The following is a 22,573-nucleotide window of genomic DNA, read 5'->3' as shown; positions in this document are numbered from 1 at the left end:
ACGGAATTCCCTGCTGAGCGGCGTTTTCGCAGGTCCGATCCGATTCAGCCGAAGTGTGTCCATTTTCGGATGCACTGCGCCGGCACCAAACGGGCGAACGAGCAGGGGGATTTCCGGTGGGGCACTCGTATCCGGCCGATTCGCCGAGCGCGGCGGTCGACGCGCAAGCCGTCGCCGTCATCGGCATGGCCTGCCGCTTCCCCGGTGCCGCCGACCCCGGGCGGTTCGGGACTCTGCTGCGCACCGGCGGCAGCGCCATCACCGACCCGCCGCCGGAACGCGCCGCCGCGTCGCCCCGGGCGGGCGGTGCGCCGCTGCCCGGAGGCTTTGTCGAAGCCGACGCGTTCGACCCCGAGCCCTTCGGTATCGCCCCGCGCGAGGCCGCGGCGATGGACCCCCGCCAGCGGATGATGCTGGAGTTGGCCTGGGAGGCCGCCGAGGACGCCCAAATCCCCGTCGGGGACCTGTTCGGCACCCGCACCGGGGTCTTCGTCGGCGCCATGAGCGACGACTTCGCCGCCCGCTGGCACCGCCGCGGCCCCCGGGCCGCCACCGCCCACACCCTTACCGGGCACAGCCGCGCGGTCATCGCCAACCGGGTCTCCTATGCGCTGGGCCTGCGGGGACCCAGCCTGGCCCTCGACACCGGGCAGTCGTCGTCGCTGGTGGGCGTGCAACTGGCGATGGAGAGCCTGCGCCGGGGCGAGTCGGAACTGGCCCTGGCGGGCGGCGTCCACCTCAACCTCGCGGCCGACAGCGCCGCGGGCGAAGAACGCCTGGGAGCGCTGTCGCCCAACGGCCGCTGCCACGTCTTCGACGCACGCGCCAACGGGTTCGTCCGCGGAGAGGGCGGGGGAGCGGTGCTGCTCAAGCCGCTCGCGGCGGCCCGGGCGGACGGCGACCGGATCCACGCCGTGCTCCTGGGCGGGGCCGTCAACAACGACGGAGCCACCGGCGGCCTCACGGTTCCCGGCGCGCAGGGCCAGGAGGACGTCCTGCGGCGGGCCTACCGCGATGCCGGCGTCGACCCCTCGGCGGTGGGCTACGTCGAGTTGCACGGGACGGGGACGCCCGCGGGAGACCCCGTCGAGGCGGCGGCTCTGGGCGCCGTGCTGGGCGCGGCGCGCGCGGCGGGCGACCCGCTGCCGGTCGGCTCCGTCAAGACCAACATCGGCCACCTCGGCGCGGCCGCGGGGATCGCCGGGCTGATCAAGGCCGCTCTGGGGCTGCGCGATGCCGAGTTGGTGCCCAGCCTGAACTTCGCCCGACCCAATCCCGCCATCGCGCTCGACGATCTGCGCCTGCGCGTCCAGCGGGAGCACGCGGACTGGCCGGAGGCCGCGGGCAGGCCCGTCGCGGGCGTCTCCTCGTTCGGAATCGGCGGCGCCAACTGCCACCTCGTGCTGGCCGCCGCCGAGCCGGCCCGCCGCAGCGGCCGGGCCACAACCGGGGCGGGGGGAGCGCACGCCCCCGGCCACGACCCGATGCCGCTGCCGTTCGTGCTCTCGGCGGCCGGCGGCACCGCCCTGCGCGCGCAGGCCGAGCGACTGCGCTCCCACGTCGCCGACACCCCCGACGCAGAGCCTGCGGATCTGGCCGCCGCCCTCGCCCTCACGCGTTCGGCCCTGGACCGGCGCGCAGCGGTGGTCGCCGCCGACCGCGCCGAGTTGGCCGACGGGCTCGCGGCCCTGGCCCGCGGATCGACCGCCGGCGGGGTGTGGCGCGGCACGCCCCGCGGCGGCGGGGCCGCGATGCTCTTCGGCGGAGCGGCGGCGCCGTATCCGGGGATGGGGCGGGAACTCCACGCGCGGCATCCGGCGTTCGCCGCTGCGCTCGACGAGGTCTGCGCCGGATTCGACCCGCTGCTGGACCGGCCGCTGCGCGAGGTGCTGTGGGCCCCGCCCGGCACCGAGCGGGCCGCGCTGCTCAACAGCAGCGGGTGGGCCCAGCCGGCCGTCTTCGCCGTCGGCACTGCGCTCTACCGGCTGCTCGCAAGCTGGGGGCTGCGCCCCGCATTCGTCGCCGGCCACTCCTTCAGCGGCGAGGCCGCCGCCGCCCACGCCGCCGGGATGCTCCCCCTCTCCGACGCGTGCGCGCTGGTGGCGGCCGCCTCACGCGAACTCGACGCGAACAGCACCGCGACGGTCCGCTCCGGGGTCGCCGCCGACACCGCCACCGCGCTACTCGAAGCCGAAGGGCTCGGCGACCGGGTGGCGGTCGCCGCCCTCGACCGGCCGCGCGAAACCGTCCTCTCCGGCGACCTCCGGAGCACCGAACGGGCCGCACAGCTGCTGGAGTCGCGGGGCTTCACCACCGCGTCCCCCGCGCCGGGCGCGGTGCTACCGGCCCCCGGCAGCCGGCGTGCGGCCGAGGCGCTGCGCGCAGCCGGGCGGGCGCTGCGCGTGCGTCCGGCCTGCGGTCCCGTCCTGGTCTCCGCGGTCACCGGCGGCGTCGCCGGTGCCGAAGAGCTGGCCGACCCCGAGTACTGGGCCCGCCAGGCCCGCGAACCGGTGCGGTTCGCCGACGGCGTCGCGGCGCTGCACGAGTGCGGCGTGCGCGTCTACTGCGAGCTGGGACCGGGCGCCGCGCTCGCGGAGGCTGCGCGCGACACGGTCGCGGCGCTGCCCGCAGAACGGCGGCGCAACGGGCGCGGCGCGGCGTTCCTGGCCGGGCTGCGCGCCGGCGGCGAGGAGCGGGCGGCGGCCGAGTACGTCGCGGGCCTGCACGTCAACGGCGTCGATCCCGACTGGCAGGCGGTGCTGGGGGCCCCCGCGCGCCGCGTAGAGCTGCCGACCTACGCCTTCCGCCACCGGGCGTTCGGGCTGGGGCCCGAGGAGCCGGATGCGGACGCCGCGGCCGCGGCCGGCGAGCAGGACGCTGCGGCGCATGCGGTGGATCCGGCGGGTACCGGGGCCGATCCGCAGTGCGCCCCCGCAGGCGACGCCGAAGGCATGACGCGGCTGGTCCGGGTCCACACCGCCGCCGTGCTCGGCCACGACTCACCCGCGGACGTCGACCCCGCCGCCCGCTTCCACGACCTGGGCCTGGACTCCATGCTCGCCGTCGCGCTGCGCAACCGCCTCGCCGGGGCTACGGGCCGGGATTTGCCGGTGACGCTGGTGTTCGACGCGCCGACCCCTGAAGAACTCGCCGACCGGCTGGCCCGGGAGCGGCCGTCGGCGCGGCCCCGGCCCGCTCCGCCGGTCGCGGCCCCGAGCGCCGGCGCCGCGGGCGAGGGGATCGCCGTAGTCGGGATCGGCTGCCGGCTGCCCGGCGGGGCGGACACCCCCGAGAAGCTGTGGGACATGGTGAGCCGCGGGGCCGACGCCACGTCGGACTTCCCCGACAACCGCGGCTGGGACCTCGACGCCCTCTACGACCCCGAGCCGGGCACATTCGGCCGCAGCTATGTGCGCCGCGGCGGCTTCGTCCACGACGCCGACGCGTTCGACGCCGGCTTCTTCGGGATATCCCCCCGCGAGGCGCTGGCCATGGACCCCCAGCAGCGGCTGCTGCTGGAGACCGCCTGGCAGGCGCTGGAGCGCGCCCGGATCCGCCCCGCCGACCTGCGCGGGAGCCGTGTCGGGGTGTTCGTCGGAGCCATGGTCCAGGAGTACGGGCCGCGCCTGCACGAGCCCGCGCCGGGCTCGGAGGGCCACCGGCTCACCGGAAGCCTGGCCAGCGTGGCCTCCGGGCGCATCGCCTACACGTTCGGGTTCGAGGGGCCGGCCGTCACGGTCGACACCGCGTGCTCGTCGTCGCTGGTGGCGCTGCACCAGGCGATGCAGGCGCTGCGCCGCGGCGAGTGCGACACCGCCCTGGTCGGCGGGGTCACGGTAATGGCCGCGCCCGGCGTGTTCACCGAGTTCAGCGCCCAGCGCGGGCTGGCTCCCGACGGCCGCTGCAAGCCCTACTCCGCCGCCGCCGACGGCACCGGCTGGTCCGAGGGCGCGGGCCTGGTGGTGCTGGAGCGGCTCGCCGACGCGGCCGCCGCCGACCGCACCGTATGGGGCGTGCTGCGGGGGTCGGCGGTCAACCAGGACGGTGCGAGCAACGGGCTGTCGGCGCCGAGCAGCGGCGCCCAGGAGAGGGTGCTGCGCGCGGCGCTGGCCGACGCCGGCATCGGCCCCGAGGCGGTCGGCGTGGTCGAGGGCCACGGGACGGGCACCCGGCTGGGCGACCCGATCGAGGCCCAGGCGGTGGGCGCCGTCTACGGTGCGGCCGGATCCGGTGCTCTGCTGGGCTCGGTCAAGGCCGCCATCGGGCACACGCAGGCGGCGGCGGGCGTCGCCGGTCTGATCAGCCTGGTGGGCATGCTGGGCCGCGGCGCCGTGCCCGCGATGCCCGGCGAGTGGGGCGGGCCCTCGGACCTGGTGGACTGGAGCGGGCTGGGGATCGAGCCGGCGATGGGCCGGATCCGCCTGTGGCCCGGTGAAGCGGGGGCCAAGCGGATCGGCGCGGTGTCGTCGTTCGGTATCAGCGGCACCAACGCCCACGTGCTCGTCGAGGAGCCGCCGCGCGAACTCGCCTACGACTTCGCCGCGTGCGCTCCGGCGGCCCCCGCGGACGCGCGGGCGGTCTCGCCCGAGCCGGCCGCCGGGCGCGAGCGCGGCGCCCATGCGGCGGCGCGGCTGCAGACCGACCTGGTGGCGTGGCCGGTCACCGCCGCCGCTCCCGAAGCCCTCGGCCCGCAGGCCGCGCGGCTGCGCGGAGTCGCCGACCGCGCTTTCGCCCCCGCGCCCGCCGACGTCGCCCGCACCCTGTCCCGCGACCGCACCCGCTTCGCCCACCGCGCCGTCGTCCTGGCCGCCGACCGCAGCGGATTCGGCGAGGGGCTGGCGGCGCTGGAGAAGGGCGCGAGCAGCACCGAGCGCGCGCTGGTGGTGCGCGGTACCGCCGAGCGGCCGGGCGCCCCGGTCTTCGTCTTCGGCGGCCAGGGAGCCGGGTGGCCGGGCATGGGTGCGCGGCTGATGGCGTCATCGCCGGTGTTCCGCGCCCGCATCGCCGAGTGCGAGCAGGCGCTGGCGCCCCACGTCGACTACTCGCTCAGCGCCGTGCTGTGCCGGCTGCCCGCGGCACCCTCCCTCGACCGGGTGGACGTCGCCCAGCCGGCGCTGTGGGCCGTCATGGTCGCCCTCGCCGGACTGTGGCGTTCGGCGGGTGTGGAGCCCGCGGCCGTGGTCGGCCACTCCCAGGGCGAGGTCGCCGCCGCGTGCGTGTGCGGCGCCCTGTCGCTGGAGGACGCGGCCGCGGTCGTGGCGCTGCGCAGCCGCGCCGTGCGCGAGCTTGTGGGCCCCGGCGCGATGGGTGTGCTCGGCGAGTCCGCCGAACGCGCGGCCCGGCGCGCGCAGGTGCGCGCGGGCGCCGCCCATGTCGCGGCGGTCAACGGCCCCGCCTCCACCGTGGTCGCGGGCGATGCCGCCGCGGTGGCCGACCTGCTCGGCGCCGCCGAAGCCGAAGGGGTGCGCGTCCGGAGGATCGACGTCGACTACGCGTCGCACACCCCGCACGTGGAGGCCGCCCGCGACCGCATCCGCACCGACCTCGCCGGCATCGCGCCGCGCAGCGCCAGTGTGCCCTTCCACTCGGCGGTCACCGGTGCCGAACTCGACGGCGGCGCGCTCGACGCCGGGTACTGGTACGCCAACCTGCGCGAACCCGTCCGGTTCCACCGGGCCGTCGAGACGCTGATCGGCGCCGGTCACGCCCTGTTCCTGGAGGTGGGCCCGCACCCGGTGCTCACCCCGGCCGTGGAGGACGTGCTGGCCGAGAGCGGCGCGGAGGGCGCGGGCCTGACCACCCTGCGCCGCGACGACGGCGGGCCCCGCCGGCTGCTGACGTCCTTCGCCGCGGCGTTCGTCCGCGGTGTGCCGGTGGACTTCGGCGCCCTGCTGCCGGGCACCCGCGGGGCCGACCTGCCCGCCTACGCGTTCGACCGCACCCGCTACTGGCTCAAGCCGCGGCGCCCCGCCGCCCCCGCCTCGCTCGGCCAGGCGGACACCGGCCACGCCCTGCTGGGGGCGGCCGTGGACCTCGCGGACGGCACGGCGGTGTGCACCGGGAGGATGTCGACGGGCGACCAGCCGTGGTCCGCCGACCACGCGGTGGGCGGGCGCGTCCTGCTGCCCGCCGCGGCCATGGCCGACCTGGCGGTGGCGGCCGGCGACCGCCTGGGGTGCCCCCGCCTGGAGGAGCTCGTCCTGGAGGAGCCGCTGGTACTCGACGCCGAGCCCGCCGGCAGCGCATCGGCCGTCCAGGTGGTGCTGGGACCAGCCGACGAGCACGGCCGCCGCGGCGTCGGCGTGCACTCCCGGCCCGAAGGCACCGACCAAGGGTGGCGGCGCCACGCCTCCGGCACCCTGGTCGGCGACGCCGACGCCGACGCCGACGCCGACGCCGACGCCGGCGCCGGGCGCGGCGCGGCGCCGAGCTGCCCCGCCCCCTGGCCGCCGCCCGGCGCCCAGGCCCTCGACGTCGAGCGGGTCTACGCCGACCTCGCCGAGCGCGGCTATGCCTACGGTCCGGCGTTTCGCGGCCTGCGCGCCCTGTGGCGGCACGGCGACGAGCTGCTCGCCGAGGTCGCGCTGGACGGGGAGCACACCCACGCGGCGAGCGGTTTCGGGCTGCACCCGGCGCTGCTGGACGCCGCGCTGCACGCCCTGGTCGCCGCCGCGCCCGCCGACGGGCCGCCGCTGGTCCCGCACACCGTCACCGGGTTCGGGATCGCCGCGGTCGGCGCGACCGCCCTGAGAGCGCGGATCACCCCCGACGCCACCGGCGCGGCTGTGTCTGCGTCCGTCGCACTGTACGACCCGCGGGGCGCCCCCGTGGCGGCGATCGACCGGCTGACGCTCCGCCCGCTGCCCAAGACCTCCTCGGCGGAGTCCGCACGCCTGTACGCGCTCGACTGGGCGCCTGTCGAGGACCCGCCGCCGCGGACCGATCAGACCCGGCCGGGCTGGGCGTTCCTGGGATCGGCGGCCGACCTCGCGGACCCCGCGGCCGGCGACACCGCCCATGCCGATCTCGCCGGACTGCGCAGCGCCGTGGACGGCGGAGCACCCCCGCCGGGGGTGGTGGTCGCCGACTGCCCCGCCGCCGCCGCGCACCGGGGTGCGGCGCGGGCGGCGCACCGGACCCTGGCCCTGGCGCGGGAATGGGTCGGCGACGACCGGTTCGCCCACGCCGTACTGGTGCTGCGCACCAGCGCGGCGGTGGCGGCCACGCCCGCCGACCGCCTCGCCGGCCTTGGGCAGAGCACGGTATGGGGGCTGGTGCGCAGCGCGCAGACCGAGCACCCGGGCCGTTTCGTGCTGGTCGACGACGACACGGCCCGGCACCCGGCCGCCGCGATGCACCGCGTCGTCGCTACGGGGCAGCCGCAGGCCGCGCTGCGCGCCGGCCGCATCCACGTGCCCCGGCTGGCCCCGGCCGAGCCCGCCGCCCCGCCGCCGCAGGAGGGGCCGTGGCGGCTGGAGGCGGCCCGGCCCGGATCGCTGGACACCGTCGGGCCCCGGCCCGTGCCCCCGGTCGCGGCACCGCTCGGCCCGGGCCGGGTGCGCATCGACGTGCGCGCCGCCGGCGTCAACTTCCGCGACGTCGTGGTGGCGCTGGGACTGCTGCCCGGTGAGAACGACATCGGCAGCGAAGGCGCGGGCGTGGTCACCGAGGTCGGCCCCGGCGTGGACGACCTCGCCGTCGGCGACCGGGTGCTGGGCGTGTTCGACGCCGCCTTCGCGCCGCAGGCGGTCGCCGAGCGGACGCATGTGGTCCCCGTGCCCGCGGGCTGGTCGTTCGAGCGCGCCGCGGCGGTGCCCGTGGCCTACCTCACCGCCTACTACGCCCTGGTGGACCTCGCCCGGGTGCGGCCCGGAGAGGCCGTGCTCGTCCACGCCGCCGCAGGGGGAGTCGGCCACGCCGCGGTGGCCCTCGCGCGCCACCTGGGCGCGGAGGTCTTCGCGACGGCCTCACCGGCGAAGTGGCCGCTGCTGCGCGCCATGGGACTGGACGACGACCACATCGCCTCGTCGCGCGACCACGCCTTCGCCGAGCGCTTCGCGGGCGCCGCACAGGGGCGCGGCGGCCTCGACGCAGTCGTCAACGCGCTGGCCGGCGACTACGTGGACACGTCGCTGGGACTGCTGGCGCCGGGCGGGCGGTTCGTCGAGATGGGCAAGACCGACCTGCGCGACCCGGCCCGGGTGGCGGCCGAGCATCCGGGGCGCGCCTACCTGCCCTTCAACCTGCCCGACGTGCCCGGTGACCGCATCCGGGGCATGCTCGGCGAGGTCGTGCCGCTGCTGGCCCGTGGCAGGCTCGGCCCCGAACCCCCGCTGCTGCGGCGACCGCTGCACGACGCCCCCGCCGCGCTGCGCGCCCTGCAGCAGGGCGCCACCGTGGGAAAGACGGTCCTGGCCGCACCCCGGACGCTGGAGGCGGGCGGCACGGTGCTGATCACCGGCGGCACCGGAACGCTGGGCGCCGCCGTCGCCCGCCACCTCGTCACCGCCCACGGGGTGGGGCGACTGCTGCTGGCGAGCCGCCGCGGTCCCATGGCGCCGGACGCGATGGAGTTGATGGCCGAACTGACGGGGCTGGGCGCCGAGGTGGAGGTGCGCGCCTGCGACCTCGCCGACCGGTCGGCGGTGGCCGAGCTGCTGGAGTCCGTCCCGCCCGATCGGCCGCTGACCGCGGTCGTCCACGCCGCCGGCGTGCTCGACGACGCCACGCTGCAGACGCTGACACCCGAACAGCTCGACCGGGTGCTGGCCCCCAAGGTCGACGGCGCCTGGCACCTGCACGAGCTGACCGCCGGAGACGACCTGGCGGCTTTCGTGCTGTTCTCCTCGGCGGCGGGCGTCGTCGCCGGCGCCGGACAGGCCGGTTACGCCGCCGCCAACGCCTTCCTGGACGGTCTTGCGCACTACCGCGGTGCCCGCGGACTGGTGGCCGCCTCGCTGTCGTGGGGGCTGTGGGCGCACAGCAGCGGGATGACCGGGCACCTGGGCGCTGCCGAACTCGCCCGCATGCGCCGTTCCGGTGTGGAACCGATGAGCACCGCGGACGGGCTGGCCCTGTTCGACGCGGCGCTCGCCCTGGACCGGCCGCACCTGGTACCGGCCCGCCTGTCCGATCGCGGTCCCGCCGGTCCGCGGCAGGGCACCGGCGCGCGCCGCCCCGCCGCCGCGGCCCCGGACGAGCCGGCAGCCTCCCGCTCGGCCGCCGCGCCGGCCGGCCCGAGTGCCGACGAGCGCCGCAGCGCGCTGGTGGAGTTGGTGCGCGAGCACGCCGCGGCGGTCATGGGCCACACGTCGAGCACGGCGCTGCGCCCCGACCGGCAGCTCACCGAGGCCGGTATCGACTCGCTGACCGCGGTGGAGCTGCGCAACCGGCTCAATACCGCCACCGGTCTGCGGCTTTCGGCCACGGTGCTGTTCGACCACCCCACCCCGCAGGCCCTCGCCGGGCACCTCGCGGCCCGGCTCGGCATCGACGACGAGGCGGGCGGCCGCGGGCCGGCCGGCGCTTCGGACGGGGACGATCGGGAGCGCGACGAGCTGATGGACGCGCTGCGGAGCCTGCCCCTGGACCGGCTCCGCGCGAGCGGACTCGCCCGGTCGCTGCTCGACCTCGCCCGCACCGGCACCGACACCCCCGCCGCCTCCCGGACGCCGGTCCGACCCGACGGCACCGAGGCGCCGGACGCCCCCGAACGCACCGGCGGCGGCATCGAGTCCCTGAGCGTCGACGACCTCGTCGGCTTGGCGCTGGCCGAGGACGACACCCGCTGACGCACCTCGCGTGCATCCACCCGAAACCGCCCGCACCGTGCACAGAGCCCCGCCCCGCTCGCAGGAGAAGGAAGGCCGGCGATGAACCACGCGCCCACCGACGCAGACCGCTCGCAGTCCTCCGAAGGCACCGAACGCGTCGTCGCCGCGCTGCGCTCGGCGATGCAGGAGAACGAGCGCCTCAAACAGGACAACCGCCGGCTCGCGGCGGCGGAGTCGGCGGCGGCCGAGCCGGTGGCGATCGTGGGGGCGGGGTGCCGGTTGCCGGGCGGGGTGGGTTCGCCGGAGGAGTTGTGGGAGCTGGTGGCGGCCGGGGGTGATGCGACCTCGGAGTTTCCGGCCGATCGGGGGTGGGACGTCGAAGGGCTCTACGACCCGGAGTTGCGCCGGGGCGGGACCAGTTATGTGCGGCGGGGCGGGTTCCTGGCCGGTGCGGCGGAGTTCGATGCGGGGTTCTTCGGGATTTCGCCGCGGGAGGCGCTGGCGATGGATCCGCAGCAGCGGGTGGTGTTGGAGACGGCGTGGGAGGCGGTGGAGCGGGCGGGGATCGACCCGGTTTCGCTGCGGGGCAGCCGCACCGGCACCTACATCGGCGCCATCGCCCAGGACTACGGGCCCCGCGCCGCCGACGCAGGCGAGGAGACGGCCGGCTACTCCCTGACCGGCTCCATGACCAGCCTCGTGTCGGGGCGGGTGGCGTATGTGCTGGGGTTGTGCGGGCCGGCGGTGAGTGTGGACACGGCGTGCTCGTCGTCGCTGGTGGCGCTGCACCAGGCGGTGCAGGCGCTGCGCCGCGGCGAGTGCGACCTCGCCCTGGCCGGCGGGGTTTCGGTCATGGCGAGCCCCGGCGTTTACGTGGAGTTCTCCCATCAGGGTGGTTTGTCGCGTGATGGGCGGTGCCGGTCGTTCGGTGCGGGGGCTGAGGGCACCGGGTTCGGTGAGGGCGCGGGTGTGGTGGTGCTGGAGCGGTTGTCGGTGGCGCTGGCGCGGGGGCGGTGCGTGTGGGGGGTGGTGCGGGGCAGTGCGGTGAATCAGGACGGGGCGAGTAACGGGTTGTCGGCGCCCAGTGGTGCGGCCCAGGAGCGGGTGTTGCGGGCGGCGCTGGCCGACGCCGGCGTCGGCCCCGAGGCGGTGGGGGTGGTGGAGGGCCATGGGACGGGGACCCGGTTGGGGGATCCGATCGAGGCGCAGGCGGTGGGGGCGGTTTATGGGGCTGCCGGGTCGGGTGTGGTGCTGGGCTCGGTGAAGGCCAATATCTCGCATGTGCAGGCGGCTGCGGGGGTTGCGGGGTTGATTGCGCTGGTGGGGGCGCTGGGTCGGGGGGAGGTGGCGCCTTCGCCGGGGGTGGCCGGGGGTGTTTCGGAGTTGGTGGATTGGCGGGGGTTGGGGGTGGTGGCGGCGCCGGAGGGGCGGTCGTGGCCGGTGTGTGGTGGCGGGTCGCGGGTGGGGGGTGTGTCCTCGTTCGGGATCAGTGGGACCAATGCGCACGCCGTCGTCGAACAAGCGCCCGAGGCGGCGGTGCGGCCGCGTGCCTTCGAGCGCGGCCGCACCGGCGCCCGGGCCTCCGATTCCCCCGCGAGCAGCGCCCGACTGCCCTGGTTGGTGTCGGGGCGCTCACCGGCGGCGCTGCGGGACCAGGCCCGGCGGCTGCACGAGCACCTCGGTGCCGATCCGGGGGCCCGGGTCGACGACGTCGGGTTCTCGCTGGCGACCACGCGCAGCCGCTTCGAGCACCGTGCCGCGGTGCTGGGCGGTGACCGCGTCCGCAACCTGGATGCGCTGGCCGCCCTCGCCCGCGGCGAAACCCCGCCCGAGGCGGTCGTCGGCCGCGCCGACGCTCCGGGCAAGACCGTCTTCGTCTTCCCCGGCCAGGGCGCCCAGTGGCCCGGGATGGCGGCCGAACTCCTGGATACCTCGGCGGTGTTCGCCGAGCACTTCGCCGCGTGCGAGCAGGCGCTGGAGCCGCACGTCGACTTCTCGCCGGCCGCGGTGCTGCGCGGCGAGCCCGGCGCCCCCTCCTTCGAGAGGGTGGACGTCGTCCAGCCGCTGCTGTGGGCGGTGATGGTCTCCCTCGCCCGGCTCTGGATCTCCTGCGGCGTGCGGCCCGACGCCGTCGTCGGCCACTCCCAGGGGGAGGTCGCCGCCGCGTGCGTGTGCGGCGCGCTGTCGCTGGAGGACGGCGCCCGGGTCGCCGCCCTGCGCAGCCGCGCGGTGCGCGAGCTGGGCGGCGACGGCGCGATGGCATCGGTGCCGCTGCCCGCCGAGCGCGTACGCGAGCTGATCGCCGACCGCGGCCGTGCGCTTGCGGTGGCGGCCGTCAACGGCCCCGAGTCCACCGTCGTCTCCGGTGACCGCGCCGCTGTCGAGGACCTGCTGGAGCACTGCGCCGCCTCCGGCGTCCGGTCGCGGGCGATCGCCGTCGATTACGCCTCGCATTCGGCGCACATGGAGGCACTGCGGCCGACGCTGCGGTCCGGGCTGGACGGCCTCTCTTCGCGGCGTCCCCGCGTCGCCTTCCACTCCACCGTGACCGGCCGCCCCGTCGCCGAAGGCGAACTCGGCGCCGAGTACTGGTACGCCAACCTGCGCAACACCGTCGAGTTCGCGTCGGCGATCACCGCGCTGGCCGAAGACGACCACGGGATCTTCCTGGAGGTCGGCCCGCACCCGGTGCTGGCCATGGACATCGAGCAGACCGCCGACCGCGTCGCCGAGGAGGCCGATCCGAACGGACGGCACACCCGCCGGCCGGCGGTGGTGGGCACCCTGCGCCGCGACGACGGCGGCCTGCGCCGCTTCCTGGCGTCTGCGGCCGAGGCCCACGCGCACGGCGCCCAGGTCGACTGGCCTGCCGCCTGCGCCGACGGCGGCCACACCCGTGTCGACCTGCCCACCTACGCATTCCAGCGGTCCCGCTTCTGGTCGGACCCCGCCCCGAGAACCACCGGCCCCGAGAGCCCGGCCGACGCGGGCGACGCCCGCTTCTGGCAGGCGGTGGCCGACGGCGACACCGCGGCGTTGGCCGCCGACACCGGAGCCGATCCCGCCGCGCTGGACGCCGTGCTGCCCGCCCTCGCGCGCCTGCGCCGCCGGAACCGGGCGCGCGCCGAACTCGACGCGCTGTGCTACCGCGAGCACTGGATCCCCGTGCCCGAGGCGGCCGCCGCTCCCGTCGCCCCTCCGGCCGGCGGAACGTGGCTGGTCCTGCTGCCGCCGCCGACCGAAGCGGGCTCCGCCGCGGCGCACCGCTGGCACGACGCCCTGCGCGAGCGCGGACTGCCCACCGAAGTCGCTGAGGTCCCCACCGGGCGCTGCGAGCGCGGTGGACTCGCCGCGCTGCTGGGCGGGATCACCGACCCGGGGCGGACAGCCGGAATCCTGAGCCTGCTCACCGTAGGCCACGACGCCTCCCGCGCGGGCCCGCCGAGCGCGGACGCCGGCCCCGCGGCAGCGGCGGCCCTGCTCCAGGCCGTTTCGGGCGGCGCACCGGCCGCGCCGGTGTGGTGGGCCACCACCGGAGCGGTCGCCGCGGACGAGGGCGACACGGTCCGCGCCCCCGCTGCGGCGCTCACCTGGGGCCTGGGCCGGGTCGCCGCCCAGGAGCACCCACAAAACTGGGGCGGCCTGATCGACCTGCCCGAGCATCCGGACCGGCGCACCGCCGCCCGGCTGCACGCCGCGCTGTGCGCGCCCCGCGGCGAGGACCAGTTGGCCGTCCGCGAGGGCGGCACCTACGCCCGGCGCGTGGTGCGCACCACCGCCCGCACCCCCGGCCCCGAGGATGCCGACCCGCTGCCGCTCGCCGGAACCGTGCTGATCACCGGCGGAACCGGCGCCCTGGGCGCGCGCACCGCCCGCTTCCTGGCCGAGCGCGGCGGCGGCGACCTGCACCTGCTGCTGGCGAGCCGCCGAGGCGAGGACGCCCCCGGCGCGCCCGAGCTGGCCGCGGAACTCGCCGCCTCCGGCAGCCGTGTCACCTTCGCCGCCTGCGACGTCGCCGACCGCACGGCACTGCGGAGCCTGCTGGCCCGGGTTCCCCCGCGTGATCCGCTGACGGCGGTCGTCCACGCCGCCGCCGCACTCGACGACGCCCCCGTCGCCGAACTGGACGCGGCTCGGATGGACGCGGCGCTGGCGGCCAAGGCGGGTGCCGCCTGGCACCTGCACGAGCTGACCGCCGAAGACGACCTCGCGGCGTTCGTGCTCTACTCCTCGGTCGGCGGAATGTTCGGCGTCGCGGGACAGGGCAACTACGCGCCCGCGAACGCCTACCTCGACGCGCTCGCGCGGCACCGCCGCTCCCGCGGCCTGCCCGCCACCGCGATCGCGTGGGGCGCCTGGCGCGGCGGCATGGCCGAGGGCGAGGGCGCCGCCGCCGTGCTGCAGCGCCACGGGATGCCGGCGATGGATGCCGCCACCGCTCTGCCGGTGCTGGAGCCGGTCCTGGCGGGCCGAACCCGCGACGCGTTCGCTTTCGCCGGGATCGACTGGCGGCGGTTCGCCGTCGCCTTCACCGCAGCTCGGCCCAGTGCCCTGCTCGACGAGATCCCCGAAGCCCGGCAGGCGGTCGCCGAGTCGGCGCAGACCTCCGCGCCCCAGCGGGCGCCGGAGGGAGCCGGCGGCGAAGGCGGGCGTCCCGCCGACACCGCCGCGGATCTGCGGCGGAGCCTGGCCGCGGTCGTGGCGCCCGAGCGCGATCGGCGGACACGAGCACTGGTGCGCGACTGCGCCGCCGCGGTCCTGGGCCACGCCTCGGCCGACGCGGTCGACGAGGCGCGGCCCTTCAACGATCTGGGGCTGGACTCGGTCATGGCCGTCGACCTGCGCAATCGGCTGGCGGCCGCGACCGGTCTGCGGCTGTCCCCGTCGGCGGCCTTCGACCACCCCACCGTGCCCGAGCTGGCCGCGCACCTGCGCGCCGGACTCGGCGTCGACACCGGCCCCGAACCCCAGGCCGGGCCCGGCGAGCCCGGCGCCGCCGAGATCGCGGCGCTGGAGAAGGTGATCGGCGAGCTGACGCCCGAGCGCCTGAACTCCTCCGGGCTGCCCGAGCGGCTGCGAGCACTGCTGCGCGCCTGCGGCCCGTCCCACGGCGCCCCGAGCGAGACGGACGAGGAGCCCGACCGGCTCGCCGACGCCACCCGCGACGAACTGTTCGCCTTCATCGACCGCGAACTCGGGACCTGAGGCGCCCGCGCCCGGTTCCCCCGCCGATAAACACAAACACCGCCGACGCGATCCCGCAGCGGCCGCCGCACGCGGCGGCGCCACACTCCCCAGCGATGAAGCCACGATAGGGGCAGAGATGACCGACGACCGCACCCCCGAAGAGCAGCGCCTGCTCGACTACCTCAAGCGTGTCACCCGTGAACTGCAGCAGACCCGGAGCCGGTTGCACGAGGCGGAGTCGGCGGCGGCCGAGCCGGTGGCGATCGTGGGGGCGGGGTGCCGGTTGCCGGGCGGGGTGGGTTCGCCGGAGGAGTTGTGGGAGCTGGTGGCGGCCGGGGGTGATGCGACCTCGGAGTTTCCGGCCGATCGGGGGTGGGACGTCGAAGGGCTCTACGACCCGGAGTTGCGCCGGGGCGGGACCAGTTATGTGCGGCGGGGCGGGTTCCTGGCCGGTGCGGCGGAGTTCGATGCGGGGTTCTTCGGGATTTCGCCGCGGGAGGCGCTGGCGATGGATCCGCAGCAGCGGGTGGTGTTGGAGACGGCGTGGGAGGCGGTGGAGCGGGCGGGGATCGACCCGGTTTCGCTGCGGGGCAGCCGCACCGGCACCTACATCGGCGTCACCAACAGCGACTACCTGAGCGCCGCGGCGCACTGGCCCCAGGAGGCCGAGGGCTACGTGCTCACCGGCAACGCGAGCAGTGTCGTCTCCGGCCGGTTGGCGTATGCGCTGGGGTTGTGCGGGCCGGCGGTGAGTGTGGACACGGCGTGCTCGTCGTCGCTGGTGGCGCTGCACCAGGCGGTGCAGGCGCTGCGCCGCGGCGAGTGCGAGCTGGCTCTGGCCGGCGGAGTGTCCGTCGCCTCCTCCCCGGGCGTCTTCATCGAATACTCCCGACAGGGTGGTTTGTCGCGTGATGGGCGGTGCCGGTCGTTCGGTGCGGGGGCTGAGGGCACCGGGTTCGGTGAGGGCGCGGGTGTGGTGGTGCTGGAGCGGTTGTCGGTGGCGCTGGCGCGGGGGCGGTGCGTGTGGGGGGTGGTGCGGGGCAGTGCGGTGAATCAGGACGGGGCGAGTAACGGGTTGTCGGCGCCCAGTGGTGCGGCCCAGGAGCGGGTGTTGCGGGCGGCGCTGGCCGACGCCGGCGTCGGCCCCGAGGCGGTGGGGGTGGTGGAGGGCCATGGGACGGGGACCCGGTTGGGGGATCCGATCGAGGCGCAGGCGGTGGGGGCGGTTTATGGGGCTGCCGGGTCGGGTGTGGTGCTGGGCTCGGTGAAGGCCAATATCTCGCATGTGCAGGCGGCTGCGGGGGTTGCGGGGTTGATTGCGCTGGTGGGGGCGCTGGGTCGGGGGGAGGTGGCGCCTTCGCCGGGGGTGGCCGGGGGTGTTTCGGAGTTGGTGGATTGGCGGGGGTTGGGGGTGGTGGCGGCGCCGGAGGGGCGGTCGTGGCCGGTGTGTGGTGGCGGGTCGCGGGTGGGGGGTGTGTCCTCGTTCGGGATCAGTGGGACCAATGCGCACGCCGTCGTCGAACAAGCGCCCCCCGAGCGTTCCTACGGCTTCGCCGCCGGCGGCGCCGACCCGGACCGAGAGGCGGCTCCGGGCCCGCGGCCCGGCCCGCGCGGCGATTCGCCGTTCACCCCCGATTGCGGCGCGCCGCTGCCCTGGTTGGTGTCGGGGCGCTCACCGGAGGCGCTGCGGGACCAGGCCCGGCGGCTGCATGAGCACCTCGGTGCCGATCCGGGGGCCCGGGTCGACGACGTCGGGTTCTCGCTGGCGACCACGCGCAGCCGTTTCGAGCACCGTGCCGCGGTGCTGGGCGGTGACCGCGTCCGCAACCTGGATGCGCTGGCCGCCCTCGCCCGCGGCGAAACCCCGCCCGAAGCCGTGCGCGGCGTCGGCGGCTCCCCCGGCGAGCACACCGCGACGGTTTTCGTGTTCCCCGGGCAGGGCGCCCAGTGGCCCGAGATGGGCGCCCGGCTCATCGAGGAGTCCCCGCTGTTCCGGGACCGCATCATGGCCTGCGAGCAGGCGCTGGCGCCCCACGTCGACTTCTCGCTGAGCGCCGTCCTGCGCGGCGTGCCGGGAGCGCCGCCACTGGAGCGGGTCGACGTTCTGCAGCCGGCGCTGTGGGCGGTCATGGTGGCCCTGGCCGAGCTGTGGTCCGCGTCGGGTGTGCGCCCCGACGCCGTCGTCGGCCACTCCCAGGGCGAGATCGCCGCCGCGTGCGTCAGCGGCGCCCTCTCCCTGGAGGACGGCGCGCGCGTGGTCACCGCCCGCAGCCGCCTGTCCATCCCGCTGATCGAGACGGGCGGACTGCTGGCGGTCCCGGTGCCCGCCGCGGAGGCCGCCGCGCGGATCCGCCCGTGGGGGGACCGGCTCAGCGTCGGTGCGCTGAACAGTCCCGAGTCCGTCGTCATCTCCGGCCGCCGGCAGGAACTGGAGGAGGTGCTGGCCGAGTACGAGTACGAGGGCGTCAAAGCCCACCTCGTCGCCTCCGCCTTCGCCTCCCACTCCGCCGAGATGGAGGTGCTGCGCGGCCCCATCGCCGCGGAGCTGGCCGGACTGGCCCCGCGCTCGGGCAGCGTGCCCTTCTACTCCACCGTGCGCGGCGAGGTCGTCGACGGCGCCGAACTGGACGCCGGGTACTGGTTCGCGAACCTGCGCTCCCAAGTCCTCTTCGAACCGACCGTGCGCGCGCTCGCCGAAGCCGACCGGTGCGTGTTCGTCGAGATCAGCCCGCACCCGGTGATGGGGCCGGCGGTGGCGCGCACCGTCGAGTCGGCCGAAACCCCGCCCGACGCACAGCACCGGGTGGTGGCCACGCTGCGCCGGGACGAAGGGGGACCGGACCGGTTCGCCTTCGCCGTGGCCGAAGCCTACACGCACGGCTGCGCACCCGATTGGGACGCGCTCTTCGCCCAGCGCGCCCGCAGCACCGTCCACCTGCCCACCTACGCGTTCCAGCGCAGCCGCTACTGGGCCGCGCCCGCCGCCGGCGCCGCCCCCGCCGCCGGCGCCGGTACCGAGCACCACCCGCTGCTGAGCGCGGCCGTCTCCCGTGCCGGAACCCGCGGTTTCCTGCTCACCGGCGAACTGGCCGTGCACCGGACGCCGTGGCTGGCCGACCACGCGCTGGGCGGCGAGCTCCTGCTGCCGGGAACCGCCCTGGCCGGGTTCGCGCTGCGCGGCGGCGACCACGCGGGCTGCCCGCACCTGGTGGAGCTGGCCATGTACACCCCGCTGCGGCTGCCCGAGACCGGCGCGGTGCAGGTCCAGATCCGCGTCGACGATCCGGGGGAGGACGGCCGCCGCGCCGTCACCGTCCACTCCCGGCCCCGCCCCGCTGCGGACGCCGGGCCGGCCCTCGACGACCCCTGGACCGTGCACGCCGAAGGCGTCCTCGCTCCCGACGACGCCCCCGGCACCGCCTGGGTCACCTCGATCACCCCGACCGATCCCTGGCCGCCGCCCGGCAGCGAACCCCTGCCGGTGGACGGCGCCTACGCCGACCTGGAGAAGCGCGGCTACTCCTACGGGCCCGCCTTCCGCGGCCTCCAGGCCGCCTGGCGCCACGACGGCCGCCTCTACGCCGAGGTCGCCCTTCCCGCCGAACGCGGTGGCGAGGCGGCGGCGTGCGGGATCCACCCGGTGCTGCTCGACGCCGCGCTGCATGCTGTGCTGCTGGACGACGCGGCCGACGACGCCGCGGAGCCGGCGCCGCGGCTCCCGTTCAGCTGGGAAGGCGTCCGGCTGCACGCCGAAGGCGCCACCGCCCTGCGGGTATGCCTGACCCCGCTGGACGAGCAGACGTTCGCGGTGGAGGCCGCCGACCCCCGGGGTGCCCCGGTGCTGACGGTCGAGGCCCTCACCTCCCGCCCGCTCGCCGCGGCCGCCGGCGGCGGGGGCGACCACCAGCCCCTCTACCGCGTGGACTGGATTCCGGCCGCCGCCGAAGGGACCGGGCCCGCCGGCTGGGCCACGCTGGGCACGCCCTTCAGCGGAGCCCGGCCCGACGGAGTGGACGCCCACTACGCCGACCTGGCCGAACTGCGCGCGGCCGTGGACGCCGGCGCGCCGGTCCCCGAGGTCGTGCTGTACCGCGCCGGCCCGGCCTGCGCGGAACCCGCCGCCGCACACGCCGCGGTCGGCGACGTGCTGGCGCTGGTGCACGGCTGGCTGGCCGACGACCGCTTCGCCCCCGCACGACTGGCGGTCGTGACCGCCGGCGCGGTCGCGGTCGACACGGCCCCGGCGGCGGAGTCCGCCTCCCCTGAATCGCACGGGCGGGTGAGCGGGGTGCCGACCGCCGGCGCCGCGGAGCCCGACCTCGCCGGAGCCGCACTGTGGGGCCTGCTGCGGTCCGCGCAGAGCGAGCACCCCGGCCGGTTCGCGCTGGTCGACGCCGAATGGGAAGCGGACGCCGCGCACGGGGCCGACATGCGCCCACTCGCGGCTGCGCTGGCGGCCGAGGAGGACCAGGTCGCGCTCCGCGGCGGCGCCGGTTACGTCCCGCGCCTGGCGGTCGCCGAATCCGCCCGGGTGCTCCCGCCGGGGCGCGAGCCGTGGCGCCTCGAACCCGCCGGAGACGGCACCGTGCGGCTCAACGCCGTGGCCAACCCGGCGGCGACCCGCCCGCTCGGCGAGGGCGAGGTGCGGGTCGCGGTGCGCTCGGCCGGACTGAACTTCCTCGACGTCATGCTCTGCCTGGGCATCTTCCCCGCCGAATACGAGTTCGGCACCGAATGCGCCGGAGTCGTCGCCGAGACCGGCCCCGGCGTCACCGACCTCGCGCCGGGCGACCGGGTGATGGGGATCATGCACGGCGCCTTCGGCACCGTCGGCGTCGCCGACCGCCGCACGCTGGCCGCCGTCCCCGACCACTGGAGCGACACCCGGGCCGCGGCCGCTCCCATCGCCTACCTCACCGCCTACTACGCGCTGGTGGACCTGGCGGGGGTGCGCCCGGGCGAGCGGGTCCTCATCCACGCCGCTGCCGGCGGCGTGGGCCAGGCGGCCCTGCAGCTGGCCCGCCACCTGGGCGCCGAGGTCCTCACCACCGCCGGCCGGGGCAAATGGCCGGTGCTGCGGAGCTGCGGCGTCGACGACACCCGCATCGCCGACTCCCGCGCACTGGAGTACGAGGACGCCTTCGGCGGCGACGGCGGCGTGGACGTGGTGCTCAACTCGCTCACGGGCGCGCACATCGACGCCTCTCTGCGGCTGCTGGCCCCGGGCGGGCGCTTCATCGAGATCGGCAAGTCCGAGGTCCGCGACGCCGCCGCCACCGCCGCCGACCACCCCGGCACCACCTACCGCGCCTTCCAACTCGGCGAGGCCGGCCCCGAGCGCATTCAGGAGATGTTCGGCGAGATCCTGCGCCTGTTCGAGCGGGGAGCGCTGGCCCACCTGCCCGCCGCAGCCTGGCCGATGGGCCGCGCCCACGAGGCGTTCCGCTTCCTGCAGCAGGGCCGCAACATCGGCAAGCTGGTGCTGGAGCCCCCCGCGGCGCTCGACCCCTCCGGCACGGTGCTCGTCACGGGCGGGACCGGGCGCCTGGGTGCGCTCACCGCCCGCCACCTGGTGCGCGACCACGGCGCCGGGCGCCTCCTGCTGCTCAGCCGGCGCGGCTGGGACGCGCCCGGCGCCCGGGAACTGGCCGCGGAGCTGCGCGGCCTGGGCGCCGAGGTCGACATCGCCGCCTGCGACGCCACCGACCGCGCCGCCTTGGCCGAGGTGGTCGCGGGCGTGCCCGCCGACAGGCCCCTTACCGCGGTAGTCCACGCCGCCGGAGTCCTCGACGACGCGCCGGTCATCGGGCTCACCGCCGAACGCGCGGCGCCGGTGCTGGCGGCCAAGGCCGACGCCGCCTGGAACCTGCACGAGCTGACCCGCGAGCTGCCGCTGGCCGCGTTCGTGCTGTGCTCCTCGGGCGCGGGGGTGCTGGGCGCCGCCGGCCAGGCCGCCTACGCCGCCGCCAATACCTACCTGGACGCGCTGGCCGTCCACCGCCGCAGCCGCGGACTGCCCGCCACCTCCCTGTCCTGGGGCCTGTGGGCCGACCGGAGTGAACTGAGCGCCGGGCTGGGCGAGGCCGACATCGCCCGGATGCGCCGCCAGGGCCTCGCCGGGGCGCTGGAGACGGACCGGGCGCTGGAGTCGCTGGACGCCGCGCTCGCCACGGGAGAGGCGCATCTGGTCCCGGTGCCGCTCGACGTCGCCGGCCTGCGCGCCCGAGCCCGCACGAGCGGCGAGGTGGCGCCGTTGTTCCGCGGCCTCGTCCGGCCGCCCCGGCGCAGCGCGGCGGCCGCCGACGGCGGAACCGGGGGGCCCTCCGGCGAGCTTCCCCGCGACTTCGCGTCCCGCTCCGCGGCCGAACGCACGCAGATACTGCTGGATGTGGTGTGCGGGCACGCGGCGGGCGTGCTGGGGCACTCCGATCCCACACTCGTCGGCGCCGAGCGCAATTTCCTGGAGTCGGGCCTGGACTCGCTGACGGCGGTGGAACTGCGCAACCGGCTGGCGTCCGCCGTGGGCGCGCGGCTGCCCGTCGGCGCCGTCCTCAGCAGCACGACGCCGCGCGAGCTGGCCGCGGATCTGCGCCGACTGCTCGACGGAACCGCCCAGGCGCCGGGCAACGGGTCCGAGCCCGGCCGGAACGCGGAACCGCCGGGCTCCTCGGGCGGAGGCGACGACAGCATCGTCGAGCTGTTCCGCCACGCCTGCTCCGTCGATCGCGCCGAGGACGGCCTGCGCATGCTGCGCGCCGCGGCCCGGCTGCGCCCGAGGTTCGACGAGGACCGGTGCCCGAAGCCGCCGCCGTCCCTGCTGATGGGGGAGGGCGCGGTCCCGCGGCTGCTGTGCCTGCCCTCCCTGGTCATGGTCTCCGGCCCGCACGAGTACGCACGCTTCGCGGCGGCCCTGCGCGGCATGTGCGAGGTCCACGTGCTGCCCCATATCGGCTTCGCCGGCGGCGAGGAACTGCCCGGCTCGGTCCGAGCCGCCGCAGAGGTCCAGGTTGCGGCGGTCGAGGAGGTGTGCGGCGCCGAACCGGGCGTCCTGGTGGGCCGCTCCTCCGGCGGCTGGGTCGCCCACGCGGTGGCCGAGCTGCTCGACCAGCGCGGCCGCCGCCCGGCGGGCCTGGTTTTGCTGGACACGCCGCTGCCCGAGGACGCGGCGCTGATCCCGCTGATCGGGGGCGGCATCATCGAACGCGACCGGGAACTGGGGCTCACCGACGCGGCCCGCGCGACGGCGATGGGCGGCTACCTGGACCTGTTCGACGGCTGGTCGCCGCGGCCGACCACCGCTCCCACGGCGCTGGTGCGGCCGCAGGACCCCGTCACCGACAGCGACGGCGCCCCCATGGCCGACGCGCTGTGGCGCTTCGCATGGCCGCTGCCGCACGACGCCCTCCAGGTCCCCGGAGACCACCTGACCATGCTGGAAGACCACGCCGAGCCCACCGCCGCCGCAGTGGGGGAGTGGGTGCGCGGCCTCAGCCGCCGGGGGCAGTAGTCGAACAGCGCGCACAGCCCTGCCCTCGCCCGCCCCGGGCGGGGCAGGGGGCGGGGCGTCTAGCTAGTAGTACTTCGTTACGTGCGTCGTCGGTGGCCGCGGCTGA

At 76.8% G+C, this 22,573-nt stretch carries 3 protein-coding genes; all 3 read left to right on the top strand.

The window, feature by feature from the left end:
* Window positions 1–116: 116 nt before the first annotated feature.
* The gene (locus EKD16_RS14870; RefSeq protein ID WP_207391306.1) at window positions 117–9,791 is read left to right on the top strand and encodes a type I polyketide synthase; all 9,675 of its coding nucleotides are present in this window, start codon (window positions 117–119) and stop codon (window positions 9,789–9,791) included.
* An 81-nt stretch (window positions 9,792–9,872) separates the two neighbouring features.
* The gene (locus tag EKD16_RS14865; protein WP_131098933.1) at window positions 9,873–14,978 is read left to right on the top strand and encodes a type I polyketide synthase; all 5,106 of its coding nucleotides are present in this window, start codon (window positions 9,873–9,875) and stop codon (window positions 14,976–14,978) included.
* Window positions 14,979–15,096: 118 nt separating this feature from the next.
* Window positions 15,097–22,467 (top strand): type I polyketide synthase, encoded by a 7,371-nt coding sequence (locus tag EKD16_RS14860; RefSeq protein ID WP_131098932.1) that lies wholly within the window; start codon window positions 15,097–15,099, stop codon window positions 22,465–22,467.
* The last annotated feature ends 106 nt before the right edge of the window (window positions 22,468–22,573 follow it).

This window comes from Streptomonospora litoralis, from assembly GCF_004323735.1.
In the GTDB taxonomy this organism is placed as follows: Bacteria; Actinomycetota; Actinomycetes; order Streptosporangiales; family Streptosporangiaceae; genus Streptomonospora; species Streptomonospora litoralis.
This window is presented reverse-complemented; position numbering and strand designations above follow the sequence as displayed.

Excerpts from the sequence above, each read along its gene's own strand:
- EKD16_RS14860 (WP_131098932.1), top strand. The coding sequence starts at position 15,097 with ATGACCGACGACCGCACCCCCGAAGAGCAGCGCCTGCTCGACTACCTC.
- EKD16_RS14865 (WP_131098933.1), top strand. The coding sequence starts at position 9,873 with ATGAACCACGCGCCCACCGACGCAGACCGCTCGCAGTCCTCCGAAGGC.